The sequence below is a fragment of the Streptomyces sp. Rer75 genome (assembly GCF_013414305.1).
Taxonomy (GTDB): domain Bacteria; phylum Actinomycetota; class Actinomycetes; order Streptomycetales; family Streptomycetaceae; genus Streptomyces; species Streptomyces himastatinicus.
Window position 1 is genome coordinate 705,108 of sequence record NZ_CP058693.1, and the last position, 21,738, is coordinate 726,845.

Sequence of the window (21,738 nt, forward strand, 5' to 3'; positions counted from 1 at the left end):
GCGGCCCGGAGGCCGCCGTCGTGGCGGGATCACCACTGGCCCGAAACCATCGCCCACGGCTCGCGGTGGGCAAAAGACACTTCAGCGCAACAACTTAAGGGCCTGAGACCAAGCAAAGCTGGCGCAGGCGCGGGGGCCGACCGCCCCGCGCCCACGCCGAGCCACGGGTCAGGGCCGAGCAGCCGCCTCCTTCCATGCCCGCGCCAGCCGCTCCGCCATCACGGTCTGGTCCCACAGCCCGGCCGGGTCGTCGGGCAGGACGGCGTCGTACAGCTCCAGGCGGGTGGCCTCCGGCAGGCGGCGGAGCGTGTCGCGGGCGGCCTTGGCCTCCGCCACCTTCAGGCCCAGGGCCTTACGGGTCTGTGGCGGCAGGAAATTGTGCCCGTCGTCCTTGATGTGCGGCAGGCCCGCCATCAGCAGGGCCGCCGCGGCGCGGTCGAGACCGGTGGCTTCGGCGAGCCGGGCGGCCGCGGCGGGGTCGAAGGGGACCGGTCCGACGCGTTCCAGCTCGTCCACGATCCGGTGCAGCCGCTCGGGCGTGGCCCGGCCCTCGGGCACCTCCTGGATGTCCAGGACACCTGCGGGGCGGGGCACGGTCCCCCGTTGCAGAAACGCCGCGATGTCCCAGGTGTCACCGGCATGGGAACGACCCCACTCGCTGTTGAGCATGGTGATGCTCAACGGCATCAGTGCGCCGTTCTCGTCGGACAGCGCGGCCCGCTGCTCGCTGTCCAGCAGTCCTCGCCGCAGTCCCGGTTCGGCCAGCGGTGTCAGGGCCCAGAACCTCAGCAGCCGGGACAGCGCCCGGCGGTGGGTGTCAGGGGTGACGGCGCTGACCGCACGGACCGCGAGGCCCCCGACGCGCCCCGGAAGCCCGGTCCAGTCGAAGGCGCTGCCGTGGTCCAGCCAGCGTTCCATCGCGGTGTCCGCGTCGATGGCACCGGAGAAGAACGCCGAGGTCAGCTCGATCTGCGCCACCGTGCCGCGGTAGCCGCTGCTGCACTTGCCGACCAGCCCCTCCAGCGCCCCGCCCAGGTCCTCCTCCGACACCTTCAGTCGTGCCCGGCGGGCCCGCTTCAGCCGGGTCAGGATCCGGTCCCGGTGGGTCCTCAGCCCGGCGGCTTCCCGGACGCATCCGACGACGCCGCGGACGAGCAGCGGATGGCTCACCTCGGGCAGCAGCCGTCCGACGGCGGTCCGCAGCGCCTCCTCGGAGGTGGCCGCGGCCTTCAGCAGGCGCCGCACGGTGTCCTCGGTGATCTGCCGCAGGGCCTGGGATCCGGCGGGGTCGCGCGGCGTGAGGAAGTGCCAGAAGGCGGGCGGCGGTATGAGCCGGGTCCCGGCGGCCACCGGGTCGGGCTCGCTGTCGACCCAGCCGTCGTTCTTCAGCTCGGCCTGCCAGTAGCACTCACCCGTGTCGGCGTCGCGGGCCACCACCGGGCGGTACTTGCCGACACCGCCGCTGAGCACCAGCCGCTTCTCGGAGCCCGGTATGTCGAGCAGACCCCAGATGGCGGTGGGCCCGGCCCCGTCGAGCGTGCCGTGGACGCCGTCGATCCGGTGATAGCGGACCTCTCCGGTCGTGCTGTCGCGGGCGACCCGCAGGCCCACCCGCGTGCCGTCGCTGCCGAGCGGTGAGTCCTTGACGCCGTAGGGCAGCGGCGCCAGGGACGAGGACTCGATGTCCCATCGTTCGTCCGCGGCGAGCAGGGACGGGCCGAAGAACTCCGGCAGCCCGGCTTCGGCGAGCTCCCCGGTCGTCAGGTCGACTCGGTGTGCCTGCGCTTCCCCGCCGTCGCCGGTGTGCCACCAGAAGTCCCGGCCGTCATGGAACATGTGGCCGTTCGGGCCGACCCGCTCCTCGCGCGGGCCGAGGACCCGGTGGCCCATGAACCGGCGGCCGTTCGGCGCCATGAACGTGTATCCGTGCCGATCCCTCTCGTAGTGGAGCGACTGCCACATCCGGGGCCGTACGGCGAAGGTCTCGTCCGGCGCGTCCGACCAGTAGTGCCGCTGCTTGCCGTTGACGTAGTGGAGGACGAGGAACTGTCCGTCGGAGAAGTGGACCTGGGGTGTGTGGTCGAAGCGGGCGGCTTCGTCCGGCACCCGCAGCCGGTGCTCCGCGATGCGGCCGCCGGGCCCTATCGCGATGGCCTTCCGGCGGTCGTGGACGGTCAGGACGGGCCAACTGGCCCGGCCCCAGAAGTTCTTGCCCTTCATCTCGGCGGCGGCCTCGTCCAGGGCGGCCCAGCCCAGCTCGTCCAGGATGCCCGCGCGCAGGGTGCGGGTCAGCGGCGTCACCATGTCGAGGTCCGCCATCCGGGCAGCCAGGTCGGGCGTCTCCTTCAGCGAGTCCGCTCGCAGGTTGTCCTCCAGCCAGCGGAGCGCGAGGACGGCGTCCGCCAGGGCGCCCGACCGTACGCGCCGGACGTTGCCGTCGATGATCCCGCGGAGGCCGGGCCGGAGGGAGCTCGCCCTCCACAGCCCGCGGAAGTCGTCCCCGCCCCGAGGAACGGAGCGGAGCAGCACCGGCCCGAACCGCTCGTCATCGAGCAGCGCCCGCAGATCGGCATCGGGAGACCCCTGCCAGTTCCTGAGCCACACCTTCGGGCCGGGGTCGGCCACCGGGATCCCCGCGTCCAGGCAGCGGACCAGCGCGACGGCGTCGATGCCGCACCGGTCCTCGGGCGCGCCGGAGCCGAATCGCACCGGTGTCCGCGCTTCCCGGATACGGTCCGCCAGCAGGGCCAGCAGCCGCAGCACCTCCTCGGGTACGGCGGGGGACGAGGCCCTGCCGTACCGGCCGAGCACCGCGGACAGCCACTCCCCCGCGTCCCCGGAGAGCTGGTCGAGGGCCCCGGCCTCCTGGAGCAGGCCGCACCACCAGGCATCCATCTCCGAGGGCGGCACCTCGGTCAGCCGCCACAGCAGCCGCTTCTTCAGCGCCGCGGAGGCGGCGACCGCGGGCACCAGCAGCTTGCGCTGCGCCGTCCAGAAGCCGTCCGCCGCCCGCCACAGGGCCGGGGTGTCCACCAGGCCCTCCAGCAGCAGCCGGTGCTCGGTGACGACGTCCAGCCCCGCGGCCTTGGCGAGCTTGCCGATGTCCTTGAGCATTGCGGGCCATGGGGCGAGCCCGCCCGTCGTCCGCCGCAGGGCCAGCTCCCGCAGATCGCGGTACGCCGCCACGGGATCGGGCCGCCCGGACAGCTCGCCGACGTACGCCGTGATGTCCTTGGCCGACAGGGCTCCGGCCAGCGCGAACTCCAGGAACACCGCGCGCCGTCGGGCCGGATCCATGCCCAGGGTGGCGTGCCGGTCGGCGGCCCGCGCCCGGCCGAACATCAGCGCGCCCTGCTTGTCCCGCCCGGCGGCGATGAACATCCGGCCGACCTCTTCCCAGAACACCGGCAGATGGTCATCGGGAAGTGTCGCCGCGATGCGCTGGAACTCCTCCAGCGCGGGGCCCGGCCGAGGGTCGACCAGCCGCCCGGCCCGCGCCATCTCGACGCCCGCGGACAGCGCGGTCCCGGTGTGGGCAGGGTCGTGGACCAGCGCCCAGGCCGGGTAGCGGAGGGCCAGGTCCTGCCCCGCCGCCACGGGTTCCCCCACGTCCGGCGCGGCGTACCCGAGGTCGGCCAGGAGCCGGTCCTCGACGGGCGCGACCGTCTGTCCCGTCAGCCGGACCACGGGCCGCGCGCCCAGCAGCGGATGGCCGTAGGTGCGGGCGGTGACCTCCTCCCCGCCCGGGGTGCCGGGCGGGGCCAGCCCCGCCGCCAGCGTTGACTGGGTGGTGTCCGTGTGCAGGTCGTGCGTCATCGGTCTTCGGACCCCCGTGGTTCGGTTCCCCCGTACATCAGCTCCGCCATCCGGCGTCCTTCGGACCAGGCCACCGGCCCCACCTCGCCGAGCGGGACCGGCCGCTCCGCCTCGTCGACCCACACCAGCCGCCCGGTCTCCGGGGACGAGCCGGGCTCGTCGCTCCCCAGCCAACAGCGGGCCTCCACCGTGACACCGCGCTCGGTGATCCTCAGCACGGCGAATCCGCCCCGCACATCGAAGCCGTGCTCGGCGGCGCGCGACCGCGCGAATCCGAACAGCTCGGCGTGTTCCTCCCCGCACACGTCGATGCCGGTGGCCCCGGGATCGCTCCCCTCCCGGGAGCGGTGAATCCTACGGTCCAACTGCTCGATCCCCTGGGTGACCCCCCGCTCCTCCAACAGCCGCCGCCACGGCTGGAGATCGTCCAGCAGGACGGGATGCACCAGCGTCACGGGCGACCCGGTCGGCGGCTCGTACGGCGCGCCGTCCTCCTCCCGCACGCACACCCGCCCCTCCGCGGACACCTTCTCCAGCAGTCCGGTCCGCCCATCGACACGCACCACCAGATACCGCAATCGGGTCCGCCAGCCGGGATCCGGCCACACCCGGGCGAGCAGCCCGGCGGGGACCGGTATCCCGCACAGCAGCCATGACTCCACGGTGGCGCGGCACTCCTTCTCGTGCCGGGCCAACTGTTCCTGGAGCGCCGCGAATTGCTCGCCGACCGGGCTTCTCCGTACGGCACCGGGGATGGATTTCAGGACCTGACCATTGGTCTTACGGCATCTCAGGTTCGTCCCGTCCAGGGCCAGTTCATGGCCGTGGATCGCGGGCACCCACGCGAGCGGAGTCATCATGCCGCCGACTATGACAGCACCCACCGACAATCGGCCCGAGAACCCTTGCCTCACTGAGGTTAGGCTAAGCTAAGAAAATCTTGGCGGTTCGAGCGGTGCGGGAGCACACATGAGACCGGTCGTCAGCGAGTGCAGGGACGCGGACCCGGCGGATCCGCCCACCGGGTTACCTCTCCCGGCGGAGGGACCGCGGGGCAGCACCATCGTCGTCAAGTTCGGCGGCCACGCCATGGTGGATGCCGGACTGCACCGCACCTTCGCCGCCGATGTCGTGGAGCTGTGGCACGCGGGTCTGCGTCCGGTCGTCGTCCACGGCGGCGGGCCGCAGATCAGCGCGATGCTCGACCGGCTCGGCCTGGAGACCCGTTTCGAGGCGGGCCTGCGGGTGACCACGGCGGAGACCATGGAAGTGGTGCGCATGGTGCTCACCGGCCGGGTCCAGCGGGAGCTGGTCGGCCACATCAACGCCCATGGCCCCTTCGCCGTGGGGATGACGGGCGAGGACGCGCACACGATGACCGCCGTGCGGCGGCCCGCCTGGGTGGACGGGCGGCCGGTGGACATCGGCCTCGTCGGCGACGTCGTGGACGTGAACCCGGGCATGGTGCGCACGCTCCTGGAGCGCGGGCACATCCCGGTGGTCTCCCCCGTGGCGCGCGGCGCGGACGGGCAGGTCTACAACGTCAACGCCGACCTCGCCGCGTCCGCCCTGGCCGTGGCCCTCGGCGCCGAGCGGCTGGTGATGCTCACCGATGTGGCGGGCCTCTACGCGAACTGGCCGCACAGCACCGAGGTGATCAAGCGCCTGACGGCCGACGCGCTGGACGAGCTGCTGCCGGGGCTGGCGAGCGGGATGCTGCCGAAGATGGAGGGCTGCCTGCGGGCCGTCCGGGGTGGCGTACGCGGGGCACACGTGCTCGACGGCCGCGTGCCGCACGCGGTGCTGCGCGGCGCCCTCGGCGAGACCGGCCACGGCACCACCGTCGTGCCGGACAACAGCCCTGTGGCACCCCGCCGCTGACGCCGCCCCCGTCACAGGCTCCGCGCGAGGATCCGCGCATTGCGCCGGGGATCCAGCGACTCCACCCAGGACGGAGGCGCCAGGCGTACGGCCGAGGGGACGAATCCGTACCGGAGGAACAGACCGCCACCGCCGGTCGTCGCCGTGAACAGGGCATCGAGCGACTGGGCGCGCGCCTTGGCCAGCACCCCGCGCAGGAGCCCGGCTCCCACGCCGCTCCCCTGCCTCCGCCCGGCCACGCAGAAGTTGTACACGACGCCCGCGGATCCGCGGCCCTCCCCCGGCGCGGCGGAGTGCACGCGCAGGCCCACGCAGCCCTCGACGGTGCCGTCGGGGGCCTCCGTCACGAGGAAGTCGGCCGCGTGGGCGGCGTAGAGCGAGACGGGCCGCTCCCGCAGCGCGCCCGAGCGCACGAAGGGCCGGGAGAGCGCGGCGAGTTCGGCGGCGTCCTCCTGGCGGGCGGTGCGTACGGGGGACGTCGGCGCACGGCGCACGACAAGCGCCGACGTACCGCTCACGACGCCGACTTCCCGGTCGCGTGGCCGTCGACGTACGTCGCCACCACCTCGATGGCCCCGATGCGCGAAGCGCCGACCCGCCGGGGGTCGTCGCCGAGCACGACCAGGTCGGCGCGCTTGCCCGGGGTGAGGCTTCCGACGCTGTCCTCCAGGTGGCAGGCGAACGCGCCCGCGACCGTGTAGGCGTGCAGGGCCTCGTCGACGGTGATGCCCTCGTCCGGGCCGATCACCCGGCCGGAGCCGGAGGCGCGCTCGACCATGAACTGGATGGCCCTCAGCGGAGATCCGTCCGTGACGGGGCGGTCGGAGCTGCCGACGAGGGGAATGCCGTGGTCCAGGAACGCCCTGCCGCGATAGAGCCAGGGCGCCCGCTCCTCGCCCATGATCGCCGCGTAGTCGTCGCCGAAGGAGCGCAGGAAGTTGGGCTGGACGACGGCGCTGACGCCGAGCCGCGCGAAGCGCGGGAGCTGATCGGGGCGGATCAAACCGGCGTGCTCGATGCGGTGGCGGGCGCCGGGGCGGGGGCGGAGGCGCTGGGCCCGCTCCAGGGCGTCCAGGGCGATGTCGGCCGCGCGGTCGCCGATCGCGTGGACGGCGAGCTGCCACCCGGCCAGATGGCCGTCCACGATGGTGTCCGCGAGCACCTCCGGGTCGTCCTGCACCTCACCCGCGTGGTCCAGCCCCTCGTACGGGCTGCTGAGCGCGGCGGTGCGGGCCATCATCCCGCCGTCGGTGAAGATCTTCAGCGCGCCCACGGAGAGCCGGTCGTCGCCGAAACCGGTGCGCAGGCCGAGGTCGAGGGATCGGGGAATGCCGTCGGCGTCGTGCGCGGCGACCGTACGCAGCCGGTCGGCGGAGACCATGAGCTGGACCCGCAGCGGCAACAGGCCCTCTTCGCGGGCGAGTTGATAGGCGCCCAGTTCGACCGGGCTGTGGCCGAAGAGGGTGCCGCCGATGCCCGCCTCGGCGCAGGTGGTGACGCCCTCGGCCAGACAGGTCCGGGCGGCGCGCCCGATCGCCTCGGCCAGGTCCGCCTGGGAGTGCGGCAGGCGCAGCGCGCGGGCGGCCCCCATGGCGCCCTCGGCCAGGAAGCCGTTCTCGTGCGGAAGATCGGCCGGGAGCAGCTCCAGGACCGCGGAGTTGACGACGCAGCCATGGCCGGAGTCGTGCAGCATGAACACCTTGCGCCCGTGGCTGACCCGGTCCAGTTCGGCGGCGGTCAGATGGCGACCCAGGGCCCGCTGGTCGTAACCGGCGATGCTCACCCAGGCGCCGGGCGGGCCCTGCCGGGTGACGGTCTCCTCCACGATGGCGAGCACTTGGTCGACCCGTACGCACCCCGCGATGCTCGGAGTGTTCTGCTTGAAGCCGGTCCAGGCCAGGTGCACATGGGCGTCGATGAATCCGGGCAGTACGGTGGCGCCCTGAAGGTCGATCACCTCGCGGGCGGGGAGGGAGGTCACGGCCTCGTCCAGGCCCACGATCCGGCCCCGCCACACGCCCAGGTCGTGGGCGACGGGATGGTCGGGGTCCATGGTGAGGAACCGTGCGTTCGTCAGTCTGGTGCAGAGCATCGGTCAGGGTTCTCCTGATGTGAACGCCAAACTTAGGTTAGGCTCGCCTAATTGACAGGAGCTTATCTGTGTCCCTTCCCTCTCACAAGGAGACGTTCATGCGCCTGGGCACGTCCGGCAGGGAGAACGCCTTCGTCGAGTTCGGACTGCCCGGCACGCCCGGCACCGACGAGTTCTGGGCGGCGGCGGGGACACCCGCGTCCTTACCCGCCGACGGCGGCGGCTGGGTGACCCTGTTCCTGTGGCGCGGGTCCCCGGCGGCCCTCGGCTTCGAGAGCTGGTCGGAGCCGGTGCCCCTGCGCCGGTGGGGCGACACCGACTGCTGGTACGCCGAGGTGCGCATGCCCGCGCGGCTGCGGGTGACGTACCAGTTCCTCGTGGACGACGCGGCGCACGCCGATCCGTTCAACCCGGTCGGCGCCGGTGGCGACCGGTCCATCGCCGCGACCCCGGATGCCCCGGCCCAGCCGCACTGGCCCGCCGTCGGCGACACGGACGTCCTGCCCCTCCCGCGCACCCGGATCCGCTGGAGCAGCGAACGGCTCGGCGGGCGGCGCACCGTGCGCGTCCACCCGGTGGGCGGCGGCGGGCCCGTGGTCCTGCTGCTCGACGGGGACGACTGGCTGTATCTGCACCCGGCCATGACGGCGTTCGACGCGGCCCACGCCAGTGGCGAGATGCCCGCCGTCACGCTCGTCTTCCTCCCGGCCACGGACCGGGAGACCGAGTTCGCGTGCCGGCCCGAGCTGTGGGAGGCGATCCGGGACGAACTGCTGCCGCTGGTGGCGGAGTCCGGCGTGCCCGCCGACCCGGACCGGCTGGTGGTCGCCGGGCAGAGCCTGGGCGGGCTGAGCGCGATGTACGCGGCGCTGGAGTTCCCGGACCTGGTGTCCCGCATCGCCTGCCAGTCGGGGTCGTTCTGGTGGACGCCCGGCGCCGCGGACCTGCCGGACCCCTTGGGCGGCCCGGTCGGCGGCACCCTCGCCGCACGTCTGCGGGAGCGCCCCGACCTGTCCGGTCTGCGCGTCGCGTTCGACGTGGGGGAACACGAGACCGCGATGCTCCCCCACTGCGAGCTCACCGAGACCCTGGCCGAACGCAGCGGCGCGACCGTACGGGTCTCGCGGTCGGCGTCCGGCCACGACCGGGCGGGCTGGCGGCAGGCCCTGCTCAGGGACGTCGCCTGGGCGCTGGGCTAGCGGGGTCACCTCGTTGGGCCGGGTTCACCTCGTTGGGCCGACGTCACCTCGTTGGGCCGGGTTCACCTCGCCACCGCCGCGCAGTAGCCCTCGTCGGTGGCGAGGAGGCGGCGATGGGTGCCCTCGGCGGTGATGACGCCGTCGTCCAGCACGAGGACACGGTCGGCGGCGTCCAGGAGGGCCGGGCTGCTGGTGATCACGACGGTGGTGCGGCCCCGGCGCAGCTTCGCCACGTTGCGCGCGATGAGCTGCTCGGTGACCGCGTCGACGGCTGTCGTCGGGTCGTGCAGGACGAGGACGTCGGTGTCGGCCGCCAAGGCCCGTGCCAGTGACAGCCGTTGGCGTTGGCCGCCCGAGAGGTTCGCACCGCGGTCGCGGACAGCGTAGTCGAGTCCTTCGCGGTGGAGGGCGACGACATCGGTCAGCATGGACGCCTCGACGGCCTCGGGCACCATCCGGCTGGTGCCCGACGGGTCGATGTTCGTACGGAGGGTGCCCGCGAAGATCTCCCCGTCGTACGGGTTCACCAGCATGTACCCGCGGACCTCCTCGATCGACAGGTCCACCAGTTCCTCCCCGCCGACCCGCACCACTCCCTCGTACGCGCCGGGCGGGACGTTCACGGCCAGGACCGACGCCAGGTCGGCGGCCGCACGCGGCTGGTAGGCGGCGATGGCCACGAACTCACCCGCGGCCACCTTGAACTTCAGCCTGCGCAGGGACCCGTACCGGACACCGTCGACGTCGAGGTCCCCGCCCGCGGCCGGGTGTCCCGGCCCGGGGGCCGTCACCGGCGGCGCGGCCAGCACCAGCGCCATCCGCTCGGCCGAGGCGCGCGCCATCATCACGTACTTCGGCATCTCCGAGAACAGCTTGAGGGGCTCCATGATGAACTGCGCCAGCCCCACGGCCATGACGAGTTCCCCGATGTTGATCCGGCCGCTCCACGCCAGCGAGCCCGCCGTGAGGGTCACGGCGGCGGCGAGGACCGCGTTGAGGGCCAGCGCGGTGCCCGCGTACACGCCGTTCACCTTGGCGACCGTGATCGCCTGGTGCTTCGCCTCCGTGCTGACCTTGCGGTAGGAGCGGAACGCCGCGTGGTTGCCGCCGAAGCCGTGCAGCGGGCGCAGGCCGGTGATCAGGTCGGCGACCTTCGCCCCCGCCCGCGCCACCCGGGCCTGCTGTTCGCGGGTACTGGAGCCGATCCGCTTGGACAGCACGCTGAGGACCGACAGGATCGCGACGGTGCCCACGATCACCAGCAGGCCGAGCCGGAAGTCGGCCAGGCCCAGCGCGACCGCCGCGACCAGCACCGCGACCAGCGAGCTGATCAGCAGCGGCACCACCTCGATGATGTCGGCGGTCTGGTCGGCGTCCTCAGTGGCGATGGTCAGCACCTCGCCGGACTTGAGGTCCATGTCCCTGGCCACCGGCTGGAGCCCGCAGGCCGCGACCTTCACCCGCCAGCGGTGTGCCTCGGTGGTGTTGGCCTTCTGGAGGATGCGCATCCCGAACCGCCACGACAGCGACACCGTCGTGATGATCACCGCCAGCGCGGCGATCGACAGGCCGAGCGCGCCGAGGTTCCGGTCCCGCATCGTGTGTTCCACGATCAGCCCGAGCGCGATGGGGAAGGCCGTCTCACCGGCCTGGTACAGGCCCATGAGGACGGTGCCCCAGGCCATGGCGCCGATGTTGCGGCGCAGGGCGGTCCGGAGGATGTCGGACCCCGGCCGGGGCCGCTGCGTGTCAGGAGTGGTCATCGAGGACTCAGGCATCGTTGTGGCGGGCATCGAGGTGGCTGGCAATCGCTTCCGGGGTTCGCAGGGTGAACAGGTCTCGGATCGTGATCACGGGGCCGTACTCCCGGCGGAGCAGCCCGATCAGCCGCACCGCCAGCATGGAGTGTCCTCCGAGGGACACGAAGTCGCTCACCGCGCTCACCTCGTCGTCGTCCAGGTCCAGTGCCTCGGCGAAGAACTCGCACACCACGGTCTCGGTCTCCGTCGCCGGTGCCCGCTCCCCCGCCGTGGTCAGCGCGCCCAGCGGCTTGGCCTCCGGCAATGCCTTGGTGTCAGCCTTCCCGTTGACCGTCAGCGGGATGCTGTCGACCTGGGCGTAGTGCGTCGGGCGCAGGAAGTCCGGCAGCCCGGCGCCCACTTCGGCCGCGACCGCCGCCAGCTCAGCCCCCTCCAGCACCAGATAGGCGGCCAGCCGGTACGCGCCGTCGACCTGCGGGTCGGGCTGGGCGACCGCGGCGACGAACCGCACCGCCGGGTGTGCCGCGAAGGCGGCCTCGACCTCGCCCAGTTCGACCCGGTGCCCCCGGATCTTGACCTGCTGGTCGGTGCGGCCCAGGTACATCAGGTTGCCGTCGGGCCGCCGGACCACCAGGTCCCCGGTGCGGTACATGCGCTCGCCGGGTGCGCCGAACGGGCACGCCACGAAGCGGTGCGCGGTCTGGGCGGGCTGCCCGAGATAGCCGCGCGCGATGCCGATGCCCGACACGTACAGCTCGCCGGGGACTCCGTCCGGAAGCGGCCGCAGCCACGGGTCCAGTACGTAGACATCGGTGTTGTCGATGGCCACGCCCACCACCGGGTCCTCGCATTCGAAGGTGCCGACGCCGAGGGTGTTGATGGTGTACTCGGTGGGTCCGTACAGGTTGTAGCCGACCGTCCCCTCGGTCTCGGCGAGCCGCTGCCACAGCGTCGGCGTGACGGCCTCGCCGCCCAGCAGCACCAGCGGCGGCCGTCGATCCGGATGGTCCAACAGTCCCTCGGCTACGAGCTGTTGGGCGTAGGTCGGGGTCACGTTGATGACGTCGATGCCGTGCTCCAGGCAGTACTCGACCAGCCGGGGCGCGTCACGGCGCAACTCCTCGTCGCAGATGTGGACCTCGTGCCCGTCGGCGAGCCACAGCAGCTCCTCCCACGACATGTCGAACGCGAACGACACCGTGTGCGCGATCCGGAAGACCCGGTGGCCGTGCTCCGCCAGCACCGGTTCGAAGATCCGGCGCTGGTGGTTGATCAGCATGTTGGTGAGCCCGGCGTACTCGGTCACCACGCCCTTCGGCTTCCCGGTCGATCCGGAGGTGTAGATCGTGTACGCGGGGTGCCGCAGCCGGTCCGGGTCGTCCGGTGCGAAGGTCACGTACGGCTCGGCGTCGGGCAGCGGACGGTCCAGCTCGATCAGCTCGCCCGTCAGACGGGGAGACACGGCGCTCACGGTGAGGATCACCTCGGGGCGGGCGTCCGCGACGATCGCGGCGATCCGCTCGTCCGGGTGGTCCAGCTCCAGCGGCACATACGCGGCGCCGACGCGCAGCACGGCGAACAGCGCCACGATCGAGTCGAGGGAGCGCGGGATCGCGAGACCCACGGTCGCCTCGGGGCCGATGCCGCGCCGCGCGAGCACACCGGCCACGGCGCGGCTGCGGTCCCGCAGCTCGGCGAAGGTCATGGTCGAGCCGTGGGCGACGAGCGCCACCCGCTGCGGGTCGCGGTCCGCCGCCTGGTCGAACCGGTCGACCACGGTGTCCGTGCCGATGTCCGTCCGCTCCCCGCGCGCGGGTTCCGGTCCCAGGCCGCGCAGCGCGCCGACCGGCCCGGTGGCCCGGGCCAGGTCTTCGAGCACGCGCAGATAGTCGCCGAGGAGACGACGGGCGTTCGCGGTGTCCTCGTCGCGGTATTCCAGCTTGACCGTGAGCCGGTCGCCGGGCGTGACGACCCAGGTGAACGGGTAGTGGGTGGAGTCGTCGGCCTTCACCGAGGTGATGCCGTGCCGGGCGTTCATCTCGGCGAACGCGTCCATGTCCAGGAAGTTCTGGAGCACGAACAGGTTGTCGAACAGGGTGTCGTGCCCGCTGGCCCGCTGGATCTCGCCGAGCCCCAGGTGTTCGTGCTCCATCGCCTCGACCCTGGCCGCCTGGACGGCCGACAGATACGCGCCGACCGTGTCGTCCGGCCGGGCCCGCGTCCACAGGGGCACGGTGTTGAGCAGCACGCCGACGATGGCGTCCAGGCCCTCGCCCTCCCGGCCGGAGACGGTCACGCCGAACACGGCGTCGCTGCGGCCCGTATGGGCGCCCAGCAGAAGGCCGAACGCGCCGGTCAGCACCGAGTTCAGCGTGACGCCGTGGGCCCTGGCCGCGTCCCGCAGCAGCTCCGACAGCTCGGCGGACAGCGTGTGCACGAGCGTGGCCGGGAGGCCGTCGGTGAGGGAGGGCGCCGGTCCGGCGAGCAGCGTCGGGCCGGGGAGCCCGGCCAGGTGTTCCGCCCAGAAGCGCTCCGATACGGCGGAGTCCCTGGCATCGAGCGCCCGGGCGTGGTCCTCGAAGCTCGGCGTGGCCGGGGTCGGCTCCGGCAACTCGCCCGCGAGGGCGGCTTGATAGGCGTCAAACAGCTCCCGCAGCACGATCTCGCGGGACCAGCCGTCCCACAGCAGCAGGTGGTAGCTGAGCAGCAGCCCGTCGCGGTCGTCGGGCAGCCGCACCACGGTCAGCCGGATCAGCGGCGGCTCCCCCGGATCGAATCCGGTGTCGCGGTCCCGGGCGCGCAGGGCGTCGACTTCCGCGTCCGTGGCGAGTGTGACCGTACGGACGTCGACCCGTCGGCCCGCCCCCAGCACCTGGACCGGGTTTCCGTCGTCGTCGGTGGCGAATCCGGCGCCCACGACCGGATACCGCGCGATCACGTACGCCATCGCCTCGGCCAGCGCATCGGTGTCCAGGCGCCGGTCGAAGGTGAACCAGCTCTGCGCGACATAGTGTCCGGCCGAGCCCGCCATCTGCGCCTGGAAGAACAGGCCCCGCTGGAGCGGGGTGACGGGTGCGGTGCGCTCGGCCGTCACGGAGGCGTCCGCGAGGTGTTCCAGTGCGCTCCGCCAGTGCTCGGCGATCTCGTCCGGGATGCCCTCGGCGAGGGTGAAGTCCGCGTGCAGGCTTCCGGTGGTCGCGTCGGTCCAGGCGTTGACCTCGACGGCGTACGGGCTGCCCTGGTCACCGCCCATGATGCGCGGCGCCTGGGACTCGCCGCCCCGGCCGAGGTAGTTGAACAGCACCTGCGGGCGGGCGTTCAGCAGCGGGGCCGTCTGCGGGTTGAGGTATCTCAGCTGCCCGTAGGCGAGGTGTCCGCGCTCGTCCGGCTGGCGTTCCGCCACCTCGTACGCCGCCGCGACGGGGTCGGTGTGCGCGCTGAGCCGTACGGGCGCGATGGAGGTGAACCAGCCGACGGTGCGGGTGTAGTCGTGGTGTTCCAGCGCCGGGACCCGGCCGTGCCGCTCCAGCTCGATGGCGAGGTCGGTGGGCGACGGCTGGACGCGGGTCAGCGCGGTGCGCAGGGCGCCGCACAGCAGCTCGGTGAGACCGACGCCGAGGGCAGCGGGCGCGGTGCGTGTCACGCGGTCGCTCACCTCGGGCGCGAGCACGACGGTGGCCTCGCGCAACTCCCCGATGCGCGGCAGCAGTTGGGGCGCCTCGAGCGTGGTGACCCACGCCCCGAGGCCGTCGATCGCCTGGGCGGACCGGAGGGTCAGCGCTTCGGCGTACTCGGCGTACGACGTGGTCGGCGGCGCCAGAGGCTCCCCGCGCAGGGCGGTGGCCAGGTCGTCCAGCAGGATCAGCCAGGACACCGCGTCGACGGCGAGGTGGTGCACGGTGACCACCAGGGTCCGGCTCGCCTCCCGCCACGAGAACGCGACGACGTTCCCGGACTCGGGGTCGAGCCGTCCGGCGGCCTCGTTCGCCACGGCCGTCGCGTCGGTGGTGTCCGCCGTCTCGACGGTGACCTCGCGGGCGGGCTCGGTACGCAGGGCCCACACCCCGTGCTCGACGCGCAGCCGCAGCCGGAGGGCCGGGTGCGCGGCCACGACGGCGTTCGCGGCGCGCTCGACGTCGGCGAATCCGGTGCCCTCGGGCGCCACAAGCGTCCTGGCCTGGGCGAGCCGGTCCAGAGATCCGCCCAGTTCCCGCTGGCGCAGGATGATCGGCGTCGGCGTGAGCGGGCCGTCCGCGCGGCGGGTGTGCGTCGGCACCGGCGCCTCGGCCCGCGGGGTACGCGATCCCAGGTGCTCGGCGAGCGCGCGCGGTGTCCTGTACAGGAACACGTCCCGTGGCACGATCGGCAGGCCGAGCGCCCTGGCCCGGTTGATCACGGTGATGGCGACGATGCTGTCGCCCCCGGCCCGGAAGAAGTCGGTGTCGCCGTCCACAGTGGATTCGGGCAGCGTCTCGGCGAAGATGCCGATCAGCGCGGTGAGCGCGTCGTCGCTCGCCGCCACCGGCGTGTCGTCCTGTGCGGCGCGCTCGATCAGGGCCTTGCGGTCCAGCTTGCCGTTGACCGTCAGCGGCAGGGCGTCGACCGGCAGCACCCGGCCGGGCACCATGTGCACGGGCAGCTTCGCGGACAGCAGGGCGGTGAGGTCGCCGGGCACCCGGCCCACGACGTGTGCGACCAGGTGGTCGCCGCCGTCCGCCACGGTGACGGCCACGTCGACCACGCCGTCGAGTGCCCTGATCGCCGATTCGACCTCGCCCAACTCGATCCGGAACCCCTTGAGTTGGACTTGGTCGTCGGCGCGGCCGGTGAACTCCAGCTCGCCGTCGAGGGTGCGGACGGCGAGGTCGCCCGTGTGGTACATGCGGGAGCCGTCGCCCGCGAACGGGTCGGCCACGAACCGGCCCGCGGTGAGCCCCGGCCTGCCCAGGTAGCCGAGCGCCACCTGATCACCGGCGACGTAGATGGCGCCCACCCGGCCCGGCGGCACCGGCCGGAGCCGGTCGTCGAGCAGATAGGTGACCAGGCCCGGAATCGGCCCGCCGATCGGGCTGACGTCGTCACCGGCGCCGAAGTCCTCGTCGGTCAGCACCCGGTGGGTGACATGGACGGTGGTCTCGGTGATGCCGTACATGTTGACCAGCTCGGGCGATCCGGTGCCGTGCCGCTCGACCCAGCCGCGCAGCCGCCCGAGGTCCAGTGCCTCACCGCCGAAGATGATCCGGCGCAGTGCGGGCAACGGCTCGTCGGCATGCCGGTCGGCCTCGATGAACTGGTAGAACGCCGACGGGGTCTGGTTGAGCACGGTCACTCCGCGCTCGCGGACCAGCCGGTGGAAGTCGACCGGCGAGCGGGTCAGCCCGTACTCCGGCACCAGCAGCTCACCCCCGTGCGCCAGCGCGCCCCACAGCTCCCAGACCGCGAAGTCGAAGGAGAAGGAGTGGAACTGGACCCATACGTCGTGCGGGCCGAAGTCCATGTCGGAGCGCGTGTTCGCGAGCAGCGACACCACGCTGGAGTGCGGGACGACGACACCCTTGGGCCGACCGGTCGATCCGGACGTGTAGATCACGTACGCGGGGTCGCGCCAACCGGGCCCGGGGCCGGGCTCGGTAGTGCCCCGTGGCAGCTCGTCTCCCTGCACCAGCACCCGGGCCCGCACATCCGCCCGAGCCAGCAGCCGGGTGAAGCGGTCACGCTGCTCGCGGTCCACCAGGACGACCTGCGGGGCGGCGTCGGCAAGGAGGTACTCCAGCCGGTCGTCCGGATAGGCCAGGTCCAGCGGTACGTACGCGCCGCCCGCGCTGACGATCGCGACCAGGGCGACGACCTGCTCGACGGAGCGCGGGACGGCGACGGCGACCCGCCGGCCCGGCCCGACCCCGGCCGCGCGCAGGGCCGAGACCAGCTCGTTCTTCGCGTCCGCCAGTTCGCCGTAGGTGAGCGACCGGGTGCCGCCGTCGAGATCGCACCGGGTGACGGCGGTGGCGGCCGGGTCGCGGCGCGCTGCGGCGTCGAACAGCGCGCCCAGGGTCGTCGGGGTGACCGGCGACGCGGGCCGCCAGGCGTCGCCGTCCGGCGCCAGGTCGTCGACCGGGGCGTCCGGCCGGGTGAGCAGGCCGGTGAGGGTCCGGGTGAACGTGCGCAGGATCGCCTGGGCGGTCGCCTCCCCCAGCAGTGCGCCGTCGTAGATCAGGTTGAAGCGCGGACGGCCGTCGAGCGCGCGCTCGACCACCAGCGTCAACGGGTAGTGCGGGGCGCCCTCGTTGACGATGTCGGCGATGACCAGTGTGTCGTCGGGCCGCCGCAGCGCGTCCACATCGGTCGCCACGTCGAACACCACCAGGGTGTCGAACAGCGTGCCCGCACCGGCCTGACGGCCGATCCTCGCCAGCGAGACATGCTGGTGCGGCAGCACCGCGCTCTGGTGTTCCCGCACGGCGGCGAGCAGCTCGCGGGCCGTGGTGGCACCGGCCCACCGGGCGCGCACGGGGATCGTGTTGATGAACAGACCCACCATGTCCTCGATGCCGGGCACCTCCGCGTCCCGCCCGGACACCGTGGAACCGAACACCACGTCCCTGCCGTGCAGGATGCCGCCCAGCGTCACCGCCCAGGCGCTGTGCACGGCCACGCTCAGCGGCACACCGGCCGCGCGGACGGCCGCGTCGATGTCGTCCTCCGGCACCACGGCGGTGTCGGCGAACCGGTCGGACGGGGTGTGCCCCTCGGCGATCAGCGAGGGGCCGGGCAGCTCGGCGAGCTGATCGCGCCACACCCGGTCGCTCTCGTCGTCGTCGCGTTCGGCGAGGTGGCGTACGTAGTCGGGGAAGCCGCCACGCGGGTACCCGGTCCCCGGCGCGTGGTACTCGGCCAGCAGCGCACGGAGCATGGGCGGTACCGACCAGCCGTCGGCGATGATGTGGTGCACGGTCTGCACCAGGATGTTCCGGCCGGAGCCCCCGCGGACGAGCGTGTAGCGCATCAGCGGGCCGGTGGCCAGGTCGAACCCGGCGCGGCGGTCCCGCTCGGCCAGGGCGCGGATCTCGTCGTCGGTGATGCCGGGGCGGTCCAGCGTGGTGAAGGGCGCCTCCCCACCGCTTTCCAGCACGGAGACCACGCGGCCGTCGGCGAGGGCCGTGAACCGCGCGGCCAGGTTCGGGTACAGCGTGAGCAGCCGGGTGGCCGCCGCCGCGAGCCGGTCGGCGTCCACCTCGCCGTCCAGCGTCAGCAGCTGCTGCTCGACGTACGCGCCCGCCGAGTCGTCGTCGAAGACCGAGTGGAAGTACAGGCCCTCCTGCAACGGGGTCAGCGGCAGGATGTCGCGCAGCGCCGGGCCGTCGAGGGCGTCGACGTCGGCCTGCGTCAGCGCCACCGCGCCGAAGTCGCTGGGAGAGTGGCCGCCCCGGTCGAGCGCGGCCAGCCCGGCCAGGGCCTCCTGGAAGTACGCGCCGAGGGTCGCGATGTCCTCGTCGGTGAACATCCCGTCGGGCCAGGAGATGGTGGTGACGAGTTCGTCGTCGCCGGTCGAGGCGGGTTCGGTGATCGCGTTGAACTCCAGGGCGCGGGGCAGCCGCATCCTCGGGTCGCGCTTCTCTCCCAACTGTCCGGTGGTGCCCGTGAGTTGCCAGTCCCCGGAGGCGCCCGCGTCGAAGCGGCCCAGGTAGTTGAAGAGCACCTGCGGGGCGGGCGCGTCGAACTCGGTGCCGTGCAGATACCGCAGGGCACCGTAGGAGACGCCGTTGCCCGGCACCCGGGCGAGGTCTTCCTTGACCGCCTTGAGCGCGGCGGCCAGGTACGCGGGCGCGGTGAAATCGGCTGCCGCTCCGGGGTCCACGGTCACCGGGAAGAGGGTGGTGAACCAGCCCACGGTCCGCGACAGCTCCGGTTCGAATCCGGCGGCGTCCGCCACGAACCGTCCTTCGCGGCCGTGGCCCTCCAGTTCGATGTGCGCGAACGTCTGCTCCTGTCCGAGGTCGCGGCGCCACCGGGCGAGGGTGACGGCGAGCGCGGTCAGCAGCACATCGTTGACGCCCGCGTGGAACTTCGCGGGAATCTCGCCCAGCAGCGCGGCCGTGACCTCGGGGCCGACCGAGACGGTCCGCACCCGCTCCCCCGCCACGGTGTCGGCCTCGGACAGCGCGCGCCTGCCCACGGGCCCGTCCGCTCCCGGCAGGGGACGCCGGTAGTAGGCGCGGTCCGCGTCGAACGCGGCCTGCTCCAGCAACTGCGTCCAGCGCCGGAACGACGTGCCCACCCCGGGCAGCTCGATCGGCGCGCCGGATGCGAACTGCCGCCACGCGGTGGCCAGGTCGTCCATGAGGACACGCCAGGACACGCCGTCGATCACCACGTGGTGAACGACCACGACCAGCTGCCGTTGCTCGCGTCGCCAGACGGCACGCAGCATCACGCCGCCCGCCGGGTCCAGCCCGTCGGTGGCGAGCGCGACACACTCCTCCAGCGGCCGGTCGCTCTCCTGCCACGAGGCCTGCCGTAACGCGACGGCCCGGTCCGCCTCCGGGATGTCGAAGCTCCAGCTGTCGCCGCGCACCAGCCGGGCGCGCAGCATGTCGTGGCGCCCGACCACGGCGGTGAGGATCGCGTCGAGGGCGTCGGCGGTCAGGTCCGCGGGGGTGTTCAGCACGACCGACTGCACGAAGCCGTCGATCGCGTCCGTGGTCTCGCCGAGCCACTGCACGATGGGCGATCCCACGACGGCACCGGTCGCGACATCGCCGTCGTCCACGGTGGCGGTGTCCTCGTCGAGCGCCACCGCCGCCAGCGCCCCCACGGTGCTGTGGGTGAAGATGTGCCGTGCCGTGAGGTGCAGGCCCGCGTCGCGCACCGCGCTCAGCAGCGAGATCGCCAGCAGGCTGTCCCCGCCGAGCTGGAAGAAGTCCTGGTCGACGCCGACCTCGTCCAGCCGCAGCACCTTGGCGACCGCCGCGCACAGCACGCGCTCGTTCTCGGTGGTGGGCGGTACGAGCGAGCCCCGTCCGGTCTCGGGCTCCGGCAGCGCGCGGCGGTCGAGCTTGCCGTTCGCGGTGAGCGGGAACTCCTTCATCACGACGACGTGGGCGGGCACCATGTACTCCACCATGTGCTCGGTGGCCCACGCCTTGACCTCGTCCGCGCGCAGCTCCTCGCTCCCGGCGGCCGGGATCACGTACCCCACCAGGTAGGTGCCGCCCGACGCGTTCTTCTTCGCGACGACGCAGGTGTGCCGTACCCCGGGGTGCTCCGCGAGACCGACTTCGACGTCCTCGATCTCCAGCCGCATACCGCGGATCTTGATCTGGTTGTCGGCCCGGCCGAGGAAGTCCAGCGACCCGTCGGGGGCGAACCGCGCGAGGTCACCGGTCCGGTACAGCCGGGACCCGTCCCCCGCGAAGGGGTTGGCCACGAACCGGGACGCCGTCAGGCCGGGCGCTCCGATGTACCCGCGCCCCAGCAGGAACCCTCCCACGTACAGTTCCCCGCCGACCCCGACCGGGACCGGGCGCAGTTCGTCGTCCAGCACGTACAACTGGGTGTTGGGGTTGGCCTTGCCGATCGACGTCGACAGGCGTTCCGCGGCGCCCCGGTAGATGACGTGCGAGACGCCGATCGTCGTCTCGGCCGGGCCGTAGCCGTGGTACAGCGGGATGTCGAGCCGGGTGCGGAACCGCTCGTACAGCTCCGGGGTCAGCACCTCGCCGCCGCACCACACGTGCCGCAGGCTGTCCAGCCGTCCGGAGTCGCCCGCGATCTCCAGCAGCACGTCCAGCATGGACGACACCAGGTAGGTGAAGGTGACGCGCTGCTCGTCGATCACACTGAGCAGATGGTGCGGGTCGCGTTCGCCGCCGGGGCGCAGGACCACCAGCCGGCCGCCGTGCACCAGCGGCAGGAAGATCTCGTTGATGGAGATGTCGAAGGAGAGCGGCGCCTTGAACAGCGACGCGTCGTCGTGGCCGAAGCCCAGGATCTCGTTGCCCTGCCACAGCAGGCGCTCGCTGATCGCCTCGTGCCGGATCATCGCGCCCTTGGGCCGCCCGGTCGAACCGGACGTGAAGATCACGTAGGCCAGGGAGCTGCCGGGGACGGTGACCCCGGTGCCCTCCGCGGGGCAGGAACCGTAGCGCCAGTCGCCGAGGTCGACGGCCACGGCTTCGGGTTCGCCCGGGGCGTGTTCGCCCGAGTCGTTGAGCTGCATCACGACGCGGGCGTCGTCGATGACGACGGCGCGGCGCGCGGCGGGCCACTGCGGATCGAGCGGTACGAACGCGCCCCCCGCCTGGAGGACGCCGAGCAGCCCGATCACCATGTCGGCGGAGCGGCCGAGGGAGATGCCGACGACCTGTTCGGGGCGGAGTCCGCGGTCGAGCAGATGGTGGGCCAGCCGACCCGCCAGCTCGGCCGTCTCACGGTAGGTCAGCGAGCGGTGCTCGTCGACGACGGCGATGGCGTCCGGCCTGGTCCGCGCCTGCTCGTGGAACATCTCCACGATGGTCGGGCGGACCCGGTCGGCGTGGGTGTCGTTCCACTCGGCCAGGGTGTCGAGCCTCGCCGCGACACTGGACGGGCCGATGGTGCCGAGGGGCCGGTCCGGGAAGTCGGCCAGGTCGTCCAGCGCGAGCTGTGCGTCGGCCGGTACGACGCCCTCCGGGACGGTGATGCTCCGGCCGTCCGCGCCGACCTCCCACTCGCCGGGCGTGGCACCGCCGTTGTCGACCCATCCGAGGACGTCGGCGAACAGGGTGGCGGGGGTGAGGTCGATGCCGTCGGGGCTGCGGCCCGTCGCCCAGTACGACAGCCCGATGGCGCACGCTTCGGCGATGGTCCGGTCGGAGAAGTCACCGGTCCGGCGGCGTACGTCGGCAACGCGCGTGGGAGGAAGCAGTACGCGACGAGCGCTCGGTTCCCTCATCGAAGACTCGGCCATCGAAGACTCAGCATTCCTTCCGCGTCATGAAAACCTCACCTGAAT

Annotated in this window: 8 protein-coding genes; 2 read left to right on the plus strand and 6 right to left on the minus strand. The window is 72.7% G+C overall.

Annotated elements, in window-relative coordinates:
- Window positions 1-168: 168 nt before the first annotated feature.
- Window positions 169-3,816, minus strand: a complete 3,648-nt coding sequence (locus HYQ63_RS02345; RefSeq protein ID WP_179932261.1) for a hypothetical protein — start codon at window positions 3,814-3,816, stop codon at window positions 169-171.
- The gene (locus HYQ63_RS02350; protein WP_257231545.1) at window positions 3,813-4,676 is read right to left on the minus strand and encodes a DUF4132 domain-containing protein; all 864 of its coding nucleotides are present in this window, start codon (window positions 4,674-4,676) and stop codon (window positions 3,813-3,815) included. The genes HYQ63_RS02345 and HYQ63_RS02350 overlap by 4 nt, the downstream gene beginning before the upstream one ends.
- A 109-nt stretch (window positions 4,677-4,785) precedes the next feature.
- On the opposite strand from HYQ63_RS02350, the gene argB reads away from it, so the two are divergent.
- Window positions 4,786-5,697: an acetylglutamate kinase gene (argB, locus tag HYQ63_RS02355; protein ID WP_257231546.1), complete on the plus strand. Its 912-nt coding sequence runs from the start codon at window positions 4,786-4,788 to the stop codon at window positions 5,695-5,697.
- Window positions 5,698-5,708: 11 nt separating this feature from the next.
- On the opposite strand, the gene HYQ63_RS02360 is transcribed toward argB, so the two are convergent.
- Window positions 5,709-6,215 carry a GNAT family N-acetyltransferase gene (locus tag HYQ63_RS02360; RefSeq protein WP_179932262.1) on the minus strand — a complete coding sequence of 169 codons (507 nt, stop codon included), beginning with the start codon at window positions 6,213-6,215 and terminating at the stop codon, window positions 5,709-5,711.
- Entirely contained in the window at window positions 6,212-7,789 is a 1,578-nt protein-coding gene (locus HYQ63_RS02365; RefSeq protein WP_179932263.1) for an amidohydrolase, read from the minus strand. Before HYQ63_RS02365 ends, HYQ63_RS02360 begins: the two co-directional genes overlap by 4 nt.
- A gap of 98 nt (window positions 7,790-7,887) precedes the next feature.
- Between HYQ63_RS02365 and HYQ63_RS02370 the strand changes: the two genes are divergently transcribed.
- The gene (locus HYQ63_RS02370; RefSeq protein ID WP_179932264.1) at window positions 7,888-8,988 is read left to right on the plus strand and encodes an alpha/beta hydrolase-fold protein; all 1,101 of its coding nucleotides are present in this window, start codon (window positions 7,888-7,890) and stop codon (window positions 8,986-8,988) included.
- 62 nt (window positions 8,989-9,050) lie between these two features.
- Here HYQ63_RS02370 and HYQ63_RS02375 read toward each other — a convergent pair whose 3' ends face one another.
- Complete coding sequence (locus HYQ63_RS02375) at window positions 9,051-10,751, minus strand: ABC transporter ATP-binding protein (protein WP_179932265.1); 1,701 nt, start codon at window positions 10,749-10,751, stop codon at window positions 9,051-9,053.
- A gap of 7 nt (window positions 10,752-10,758) precedes the next feature.
- The gene (locus HYQ63_RS02380) at window positions 10,759-21,678 is read right to left on the minus strand and encodes a non-ribosomal peptide synthetase (RefSeq protein WP_179932266.1); all 10,920 of its coding nucleotides are present in this window, start codon (window positions 21,676-21,678) and stop codon (window positions 10,759-10,761) included.
- Window positions 21,679-21,738: the final 60 nt, after the last annotated feature.

Bases quoted from the DNA above. Each gene is read 5' to 3' on its own strand.
- HYQ63_RS02345 (WP_179932261.1), bottom strand. From the start codon at position 3,816: ATGACGCACGACCTGCACACGGACACCACCCAGTCAACGCTGGCGGCG.
- HYQ63_RS02350 (WP_257231545.1), bottom strand. From the start codon at position 4,676: ATGATGACTCCGCTCGCGTGGGTGCCCGCGATCCACGGCCATGAACTG.
- argB (WP_257231546.1), top strand. From the start codon at position 4,786: ATGAGACCGGTCGTCAGCGAGTGCAGGGACGCGGACCCGGCGGATCCG.
- HYQ63_RS02365 (WP_179932263.1), bottom strand. From the start codon at position 7,789: ATGCTCTGCACCAGACTGACGAACGCACGGTTCCTCACCATGGACCCC.
- HYQ63_RS02370 (WP_179932264.1), top strand. From the start codon at position 7,888: ATGCGCCTGGGCACGTCCGGCAGGGAGAACGCCTTCGTCGAGTTCGGA.
- HYQ63_RS02375 (WP_179932265.1), bottom strand. From the start codon at position 10,751: ATGACCACTCCTGACACGCAGCGGCCCCGGCCGGGGTCCGACATCCTC.
- HYQ63_RS02380 (WP_179932266.1), bottom strand. From the start codon at position 21,678: ATGAGGGAACCGAGCGCTCGTCGCGTACTGCTTCCTCCCACGCGCGTT.